The following is a 9,176-nucleotide window of genomic DNA, read 5'->3' as shown; positions in this document are numbered from 1 at the left end:
GCGCGCAGCTGACAGTGCTTGCGGTCGAGGGGCTGTCCCGCACGCCGACCTGGGAGGGGTGGACGTTCTGGGTGCTTGGCACCATCGCCGTGCTCGGCGCACTCGGTGTGATCGCCGCGCCCAAGGCGGTGTATTCAGCGATCTTCCTGGCCATGACGATGGTCATCCTTGCGGTGTTCTTCGTGGCTCAAGGGGCCCTGTTTCTCGGCGTGGCCCAGGTGGTGGTGTACACCGGCGCGGTCATGATGTTGTTTCTGTTCGTGCTCATGTTCGTCGGCGTGGATTCCTCGGACTCTCTGGTGGAGACCCTGCCGGGGCAGCGGGTGGGTGCCATCATGGCCGGACTGGGATTCGGGATACTTGCGATCGCGGGCATCGGAAGCGCATCCACCACAGCGTTCGTCGGGCTCGACCAAGCCAACAGTCGCGGAAACGTGGAGGGCCTGGCCGAGCGCATCTTCATCGATTACCTGTGGGCATTCGAACTCACCGGCGCGCTCCTGATCACCGCGACGATTGGGGCGATGGTCTTGGCGCATCGGGAGAAGTTGGGGCAGACCGGCGGCCAGCGCGAGATGGTCATTCGACGTTTCCAGCAGGGTGAGCGGGCCACACCGTTACCGAATCCTGGCGTGTACGCGCGGCATAACGCGGTCGATGTCCCCGCTCTGCTTCCCGACGGATCATTCTCAGAGTTGTCGGTCAGTGGCGTGCTCACACCGCGGGATATGGAGGCGCGGTGAACCCCGACAACTACCTCTATCTCGCCGCACTCATCTTCACAATCGGTGCCGCCGGCGTGATGTTGCGCCGTAACGCGATCGTGGTCTTCATGAGTGTCGAACTCATGCTCAATGCGGCCAACCTGGCATTCGTCACCTTCGCCCGCATGCACGGAAACCTGGACGGCCAAGTCATCGCATTCTTCACCATGGTGGTCGCGGCCACGGAAGTGGTTGTGGGGCTGGGGATCATCATGACCATCTTCCGCACCCGTAGGTCGGCTTCGGTCGACGACGCCGACCTGTTGAAGTTCTAGGAGGGGAGTTTCCGTGACATGGCTCATGCCGGCGCTGCCCCTGGCGGGCGCGGCCGTACTCCTGCTCGTCGGCCGCCGGGGGGACGCCTGGGGGCATCTGCTGGGCTGCGCGACGGCGCTCGCGTCCTTCCTCGTTGCCGTCGCCTCGTTTGTCGGCATGCTCGGCCGGGCGGGATCTGGGCGCGCAGTGCACGAGAACCTCTTCACCTGGGTTCCGGTCGGTACGCTGCACGTCGATTTCGGGCTGGCGCTGGATCAGCTATCTGTGTGCTTCGCGCTGCTGATCACCGGGGTGGGTTCGCTGATCCATATCTATTCGATCGGCTATATGGAGCACGATCCCGACAGGCGAAGGTTTTTCGGCTACCTGAACCTGTTCTTGGCCGCCATGCTGCTGTTGGTGCTCGCCGACAACTTCCTAGGGCTGTACGTGGGTTGGGAGGGTGTCGGTCTGGCGTCGTATCTGCTGATCGGATTCTGGTATCAGAAGCCGTCGGCGGCTGCCGCGGCCAAGAAGGCCTTCATCGTCAACAGGGTCGGTGACATGGGGCTGGCCCTGGCCATGATGCTGATGTTCGCGACCTTCGGCTCGGTCGGCTTCGCTCAGGTGCTCGGATCCGCGGGCGCGGCCGGTGAGAACCGAAACACCGCAATCGGATTGGCTCTGCTGCTGGCGGCCTGCGGAAAGTCGGCCCAGGTGCCGCTGCAGTCCTGGCTAGGGGACGCCATGGAAGGCCCTACCCCGGTGTCGGCGCTCATCCACGCCGCCACCATGGTCACCGCGGGGGTCTACCTCATCACCCGGTCCGGACCGATCTTCGAACACGCTCCGTACGCACAGCTGGCGGTGGTCATCGTCGGCGCCGTCACCTTACTCTTCGGTGCGATCATCGGCTGCGCCAAGGACGACATCAAGAAAGCCCTTGCCGCGAGCACGATGTCGCAGATCGGCTACATGGTGCTGGCTGCCGGGCTTGGACCCGCCGGGTATGCGGTGGCGGTCATGCATCTGCTTACGCACGGGTTCTTCAAGGCCGGACTGTTCCTCGGCGCTGGTTCGGTCATGCACGGTATGAACGAAGAGACCGATATGCGTCGCTACGGCGGGCTGCGCATCGTCATGCCCATTACCTTCGTCACCTTCGGGCTCGGTTACCTTGCCATCATCGGCGTTCCACCGTTCGCGGGGTTCTATTCGAAGGACAAGATCATCGAGGTCGCCTTCGGGCACGGTGGTGTCGGGGGATTCCTGCTGGGCTCGGCGGCACTGCTGGGCGCGGGGATCACCGCGTTTTACATGACTCGGGTCATGCTCCTGACGTTCTTCGGCGAGCGGCGCTGGCGCGAACACGCGCATCCACACGAGTCACCGTCGGTGATGACCTGGCCGATGATGGTGCTCGCGGTTGGGTCGGTGGGGGCGGGGTTCCTGCTGAGCTTCGGTGGAGCCCTGCAGAATTGGCTGGAGCCCGTGGTCGGTGCGCACCACGGCGAGCTGCCGGTCCCGGCGTGGGTGATCAGCGCGGCGACCGTCACCGTGGTGCTCTGCGGTGTGGCCGTGGCCTACCGCATGTACCGCCGCACGGTTCCGGAAACTGCACCCCAAGGTTCGGCGCTCACCGTCGCTGCGCGTCGGGACCTTTATGGCGATGCCGTCAATGAGGCGGTGTTCATGCGTCCCGGACAGCGGCTTACCCGCGCTCTGGTGCTTGCCGACGACAGGGGCGTCGACGGCCTGGTGAACGGCGTCGCCGCGACACTGGGCGCCGTTTCCGGCTGGGTACGACGTATGCAGACCGGCCACGTCCGCTCGTATGCGTTATCCATGTGTGCCGGCGCGGCTCTGGTGGTTGCGCTGTTGATGGCAGTGAGGTGGTGAGTGCCGTGGGTACCGTGACAGCGCTATGGCTCATTCCCTTGGCGGGCGCCGCTGCCGTGCTGGTGATGCCGACCCAGCAGCGGGCATTGGCCAAGTATGTGGCGCTGGGCGCTTCGTTGCTGGTTCTTATCCTCGCGATTGGGCTGGCCATCGCGTTCGATCCCGGAGGACCTCAATACCAGTTTGTCGAATCACATTCCTGGATACCGGCATTCGGGATGAAATACGTGGTGGGCCTCGACGGAATCGGGCTCGCATTGGTACTGCTGACGGCGGGGCTTCTTCCCGTTCTGCTGCTGGCCGGATGGAACGACGGAGCCGAGGCGCCCGGATATACCAATCGGCCGGTGGCGCAACGCTATGTCGCGCTGATCCTGATCGTGGAAGCCATGGTGCTGTTGTCCTTCTCCGCGCTGGACGTACTGCTGTTCTATATATTCTTCGAGGCCATGCTCATCCCGATGTATTTCCTCATCGGAGGGTTCGGGAGTGCGCACTCCGACGTCAAGCAGCGGTCCCGTGCGGCGGTGAAGTTCTTGATGTACAACCTGTTCGGCGGTCTGATCATGCTGGCGGCGGTCATCGGCTTGTACGTGGTCACGGCACGCGGGCAGACCGGCACCTTCGATCTTCGGGATCTCACCGAGATGGTTGCCACCGGAGCACTCGGGATCGATCCGGGTGTCGCCAAGGCACTGTTCTTGGGATTCATGTTCGCGTTCGCGGTGAAGGCCCCGCTCTGGCCGTTCCACACCTGGCTGCCCGATGCCGCGGTGCACGCCACTCCCGCTAGCGCGGTCCTCATGATGGCGATCGTCGACAAGGTGGGTACTTTCGCGATGCTGCGGTACTGCATCCAGCTGTTCCCGGACGCCAGCAGGTATTTCACGCCGGTGATCATCACGCTGGCGGTTATCGGCATTGTCTATGGGGCCATCTTGGCGATCGGTCAGACCGATGTGATGCGTCTGATCGCCTACACCTCGATATCGCACTTCGGGTTCATCATCCTGGGCATATTCGCGATGACAAGCCAGGGTCAATCGGGAGCGACGCTGTACATGGTCAATCATGGCATCTCCACTGCCGCCCTGATGTTGGTGGCAGGTTTCTTAGTGTCCCGCAAGGGGACTCGTCTCATCGCGGCATACGGCGGGGTGCAGAAGGTGGCGCCGGTGCTTGCCGGATCCTTCTTGGTGGCCGGTCTAGCCACGCTCTCGCTACCTGGGTTGGCGCCGTTCATCAGCGAATTCCTGGTGCTGGTGGGAACATTCACGCGGTATCCGGTGGCTGCGGCGTGCGCCGTCATAGCCTTGGTATTGGCGGCCGTCTACGTCTTGTGGATGTATCAGCGGATGATGACCGGGCCGCTGGCCCCTGGTAACGAAAGCATCGGTGATCTCAAGCGCCGTGAGCTCGCCGTGGTGGCGCCGTTGGTCGCACTGCTTCTGGTGCTGGGGATCTACCCCAAGCCACTGTTGGACATGGTGAATCCCGCTGTCGAGCAGACGTTACGCACCGTCAACGAGAAGGATCCGCCACCTGCCGTCGCGGATATCGCACTCCGGCACGGCGAAGGTGAGCGACAATGACCGATATCGGGATCCTGCCCGCCCCGTCGATCGCCTATGGCGCGCTGTCTCCGATGCTGATCATGTTCGCGGTGGCGGTGGTGTCGGTGCTCGTGGAGGCATTCGTTCCACGGCGGTACCGGCTCACCACTCAACTGATACTGGCCATAGGAGGAATCCTAGGTGCCTTTACCGCCGTTGTGGCGCTGGGTGGTTCACGCCAGGTCGTGATGAACGGTGCCGTGGCGGTAGACGGACCCACGCTGTATCTGCAGGGGCTCATCCTGGTGGCGTCGGCGCTGGCACTGGCGGTCATGGCGCAGCGCAGGACTACCGCGGTCGTTCCTAGTGCGATCGGTGCCAGCGCCGGTCACGGGCTCGATGCCTTCGCCGCGCAGGCATCCACCGTTCCCGGCGGTGAGCCGGAACGCATCCTGAATCGGACCGGTATCACGCAAACGGAGATCTTCCCGCTGACGTTGTTCGCCATCGCGGGCATGATGCTGTTCCCTGCATGTAACGACCTGCTGACGATGTTCGTTGCGTTGGAGGTGTTTTCGCTTCCGCTGTACGTGATGTGCGCGCTGGCGCGGCGTCGGCGCCTGCTGTCACAGGAGTCGGCGCTCAAGTACTTCCTGCTCGGCGCCTTCTCTTCCGCGTTTTTCCTGTTCGGTTCGGCGTTCGTGTACGGGTATGCCGGAACCGTCGAACTCGACGCCGTCGCGCGGGCCGTCAACGCCGATGCGGGGGAGCGGTCCTTCCTGTTGCTGGGCGTTGCGATGCTGTCCGTGGGTCTGCTGTTCAAGGTAGGGGCGGTGCCCTTTCACTTCTGGGTTCCCGATGTGTACCAAGGGGCACCGACCCCGGTCACGGCGTTCATGGCGGCCACCACGAAGATCGCCGCCTTCGGCGCGCTGCTGCGGGTTCTCTACGTCGCGCTGCCGGGGATCACCGCCGACTGGCGGCCGGTGCTGTGGGCGGTGGCGATCGCCACCATGCTGATCGGATCGATCGGTGCGGTGACACAGACCGATGTCAAGCGAATGCTGGCCTATTCGGCGGTGGCGCACACGGGATTTCTCTTGACCGGTGTCGCTGCCGCCAATGAGCATGGCGTTTCGTCGACGCTGTTTTATTTGGCCGCATACGGTTTCAGCACCGTCGGTGCGTTCGCAATCGCCGGGCTGGTGCGTTCCGGGAATGAAGAAGACGGGCTGGACGAGGATGAAGAGGTCACCGATCTGAGTCGGTGGGCCGGGATCGGGCGCCGGGCGCCGTTGCTTGGCATCGTCTTCGCACTGTTCCTGCTGGCATTCGCGGGTATCCCGTTGACGAGTGGATTTGTGAGCAAGTTCGCGGTGTTCGAGGCCGCCGCATCCGGTGGTGCTGTTCCCCTGGTGGTGGTGGGTGTGGTGTGCAGCGCCATCGCGGCGTACTTCTACGTGCGCGTCATCGTGCTGATGTTCTTCGCCGACCCGGCGGAGGACTCCGGGGTGCTTCGGGTCCCCGGTCCGGCGGTGGCGATATCGATCGGGGTCAGCGCGGTGGTGACGGTGCTGCTCGGCGTGGTGCCCCAGCCGCTGCTCGACCTCGTCGGGAATCTCGCAGGCTTCGTAAAGTGAGTCGCATTACCCCTTGACCGCCCGTTCTGCGCCGACAAGGCGCCTGCCCACGCAGAACGCGGTGTGTCGGCATGCCGATAGTTTCTGCTGTACACCGCCTGTGGCGTGTCCATTTACCAGCGAGTAACCTACGGTACCGTAGGGTGGCAGTACCGTAGGCGTGGAAGGAGACCAATGGCGATCACGGACATCTCGGCATTCGCGCATCTCACCAGCGAGGACGTCGAGAACCTGGCCGCTGAGCTCGATGGGCTCCGGCGTGAGATAGAGACGTCGCGTGGTACTCGCGACGCCCGGTATATCCGTCGCACGATCGGTGCACAACGAGCGCTGGAGCTGACCGGTCGCCTGGTGTTGGCGGCAAGTAAGAAACGCTCCGCGTGGTGGGCCGGCACCTTGACTCTTGCCGTCGCCAAGATCATCGAGAACATGGAAATCGGTCATAACGTCATGCACGGCCAGTGGGACTGGATGAACGATCCCGAAATTCACTCCTCGACGTGGGAGTGGGATATGGCTGGTGCCTCCAAGCACTGGCGGTTCACGCATAACGTCGAGCACCACAAGTACACCAACATCCTGGACATGGACGACGACGTTGGCTACGGAATTCTGCGGGTCACGCGCGACGAGCCGTGGAAGGTGCGCAACCTGTTGAACATGCCGCTGAATTTCATTCTCGCGGCGGGCTTCGAGTGGGGGATCGCACTGCAGCACCTGGAGTTCCGGAAGATCTACGACAAAGAGACCAGGGCTGCCACCAAGTTGCGGGTGCGTGAGCTTGTCACCTCGGCGGGCTCGCAGGTGTTGAAGGACTATGCGGCGTTCCCCGCGATCACCGCACTCTCGCCGGGGGCGAGCTACCGGTCGACGCTGACCGCCAATGCAACGGCCAACCTGATCCGCAACTTCTGGTCAAACGCCGTCATTTTCTGCGGGCATTTCCCGGACGGCGCCGAGAAGTTCACGGTGACGGACATGGAAGACGAGACGCGGGGCGAGTGGTATCTGCGCCAGCTGCTGGGCAGTGCGAACTTCAATGCCGGGCCCACGATGCGGCTGATGAGCGGCAACCTGTGCCATCAGATCGAACACCACATCTACCCGGATCTGCCGAGTAATCGGCTGCACGAGATCTCGATACGGGTGCGCGATATCTGCGACCGTTACGACCTGCCGTACACCACCGGGTCGATGCTGTTCCAATATGCCAAGACCTGGCGCACCATCGCGAAACTGTCTCTGCCGGATCGGTTCCTGCATGCCACCGCGGATAACGCACCGGAAACCCGCAGCGAGCGGATGTTCTCGGTGCTGGAGAAGCCGCTGGAAGCTCCCGTGGTCGAGCCGCATTCGGTTCCACGGCGTGGACTCAAGACTGCGATCGCCATGGTGAGGGAACGGCGCCGCAACAAGGTCGCCGCCTAGTTTCCGTAGTAGCCCAGGTGCGCCTCAGCGCATTCGGCGATATCGACCTAGGCGAGGTCACAGTCAGTCGTGAGGGTGGGGCGCAAATCCTCGACCGCGGACAGAGCGGTTACTGGGCCACAATCTTCGCCCCCTGCTAAACCTTTTGGCCTCGGAAGATCTCGCCGATATTGCTCCGGGGATGGACGGAACCAGGTATCTAAGAATGTGTGACCACGTACTTAGACGCGCCTGTAGTGACCGAAAAGGACCGAACTGACGGCCCGGTCTCGACGTTTACAGAAAAGCCCGCTCGCACTCTTGGCGGCTTCCTGGCTATGACGCTGGATACGTTCGTGGCGATGTTGCGCCGTCCGCCTGCCGTACGCGAGTTCTTCCGGCAGGCGCTGTCGATAGCCAGAGCAGCACTCCTGCCCATGTGCATGGTGGCGATACCACTGGCAATCCTGCTGGTCTTCATCCTCGAGGCCCTCGTGTTCGGCCCGGCGGGATTCCCGACGCACACGGTCTTGGTGGCAGCAGCCACGGGCGCAACGGTGGTGTGCGCCGAGGGGGATTCAGCCCGAATACGAAGAGAAATCGACGCAATGCGGTTCAGGGGCATGGATATCACGCACAGGTTCGTTGTGCCACGGGTTCTCGCTACTGCGGTTGCGGCAGTGCCGTTGGCATTCGTAGCGGCCGGGGTAACGGGTGTCTTCTTTTTCTCGGTGTTCGCCCCGCACAACCCATTCAGTCAATTCGTCGGCAACGTGACGCGGTTGATGAGCCCCTCCAATATCATCGTGCTGGTCGTTGAAGCGGCAGTCCTTGGGCTGATCGGGGGGCTAATCGCTTGCTACAAGGGTATTTCCGCGGCCGATCGACCGGCCGCGGTGGGCAGTGCGATCGGCGAAATCGGTCGGTCCGCCTAGATCACCTTGTGGTCAGTGCGGTTACCAGGCGAAACGCAGGCACGACCAGACCGGCGGCGCGTAGTCCGAATTTCTGCAGACTGCGGTTCCGCATCAGGGATGCGAATCCACCCAATTGTGCGACACCGTAGAGCATGTCCCAGTCGGTGTCGATGTGCGTGATCTTGAAATCCTCGGTCAACGTATAGCGGTCAATGCCAATGAAGTTCAGGCAGCGCCCGGTTCCCTTCAGCTTGGCTCCGGTGTTGGGCTCGACGGTCTCGCCGATCATCCGGCCGATACCTCGCCAGGGAATGGTCACCCGCCACTCGCCGTTGAAGTAATCCCAGTACGGCAGTGAGCGGTTGGTTCCGTCCTGAGGGTAGAACGCGAAGTCGGGGAAGACATCGAAGGCGGCTTGGCAGTTGTCGATCGTGAACTGACGCCCGAGCCTGTTCTCCTGGAACGTGGTGCTGTCGATATAGCTGCAGTCCTCGGCGATGCAATAGTCGATCTTCTTGATGTCCTGCTCGGCCCAAGCCTCGAACCATGTGGCGGCGAATTCGGTTCGGCCCTGGGCAGGAAGCCCGCGCTCGATATCGTTTGTCTCTTGCTGTTGCACCTTCTTCCAGAACTCCGGCATGAGCCCTTGGTACTTAGCGTGTTCGGGGGACGGACCCAACTTTTCTAGCCTGTTCACTGCATTCCTTTCGTCGTGGGTACATGTGGTGGTGCTGGGCTTGT

At 62.7% G+C, this 9,176-nt stretch carries 8 protein-coding genes; 7 read left to right on the top strand and 1 reads right to left on the bottom strand.

The genetic code is table 11. The annotated features are described in order from the left end of the window. Positions 1-14: 14 nt before the first annotated feature. The 7 genes from MLB1_RS18685 (at position 15) to MLB1_RS18655 (ending at position 8,453) form a co-directional block, all read left to right on the top strand. Complete coding sequence (locus MLB1_RS18685) at positions 15-743, top strand: NADH-quinone oxidoreductase subunit J (RefSeq protein WP_180751591.1); 729 nt, start codon at positions 15-17, stop codon at positions 741-743. After that, positions 740-1,039 (top strand): NADH-quinone oxidoreductase subunit NuoK, encoded by a 300-nt coding sequence (gene nuoK / locus MLB1_RS18680; RefSeq protein WP_043077524.1) that lies wholly within the window; start codon positions 740-742, stop codon positions 1,037-1,039. The genes MLB1_RS18685 and nuoK overlap by 4 nt, the downstream gene beginning before the upstream one ends. A gap of 13 nt (positions 1,040-1,052) precedes the next feature. Next, positions 1,053-2,918, top strand: coding sequence for an NADH-quinone oxidoreductase subunit L (gene nuoL / locus MLB1_RS18675; protein WP_180751347.1), 1,866 nt, complete (start codon positions 1,053-1,055; stop codon positions 2,916-2,918). Continuing rightward, positions 2,912-4,510, top strand: a complete 1,599-nt coding sequence (locus tag MLB1_RS18670) for an NADH-quinone oxidoreductase subunit M (protein ID WP_180751346.1) — start codon at positions 2,912-2,914, stop codon at positions 4,508-4,510. The genes nuoL and MLB1_RS18670 overlap by 7 nt, the downstream gene beginning before the upstream one ends. Further along, a complete protein-coding gene (gene nuoN / locus MLB1_RS18665) occupies positions 4,507-6,111 on the top strand; it encodes an NADH-quinone oxidoreductase subunit NuoN (RefSeq protein WP_180751345.1) in 1,605 nt (534 codons plus the stop codon). The genes MLB1_RS18670 and nuoN overlap by 4 nt, the downstream gene beginning before the upstream one ends. A gap of 174 nt (positions 6,112-6,285) precedes the next feature. Further along, positions 6,286-7,539 (top strand): fatty acid desaturase, encoded by a 1,254-nt coding sequence (locus MLB1_RS18660; RefSeq protein WP_180751344.1) that lies wholly within the window; start codon positions 6,286-6,288, stop codon positions 7,537-7,539. Between the two features lie 209 nt (positions 7,540-7,748). Then, the gene (locus tag MLB1_RS18655) at positions 7,749-8,453 is read left to right on the top strand and encodes an MlaE family ABC transporter permease (protein ID WP_371750653.1); all 705 of its coding nucleotides are present in this window, start codon (positions 7,749-7,751) and stop codon (positions 8,451-8,453) included. 1 nt (position 8,454) lies between these two features. On the opposite strand, the gene MLB1_RS18650 is transcribed toward MLB1_RS18655, so the two are convergent. Then, on the bottom strand, positions 8,455-9,132 hold the full coding sequence (locus MLB1_RS18650) for a nuclear transport factor 2 family protein (protein ID WP_371750652.1): 678 nt from the start codon (positions 9,130-9,132) through the stop codon (positions 8,455-8,457). Between the last annotated feature and the right edge of the window lie 44 nt (positions 9,133-9,176).

This window comes from Mycobacteroides sp. LB1 (assembly GCF_013449725.1).
Classification (GTDB): Bacteria; Actinomycetota; Actinomycetes; order Mycobacteriales; family Mycobacteriaceae; genus Mycobacterium.
Note: the sequence above shows the minus strand (reverse complement) of the source record. Positions and strands in the feature narration are given on the sequence as shown.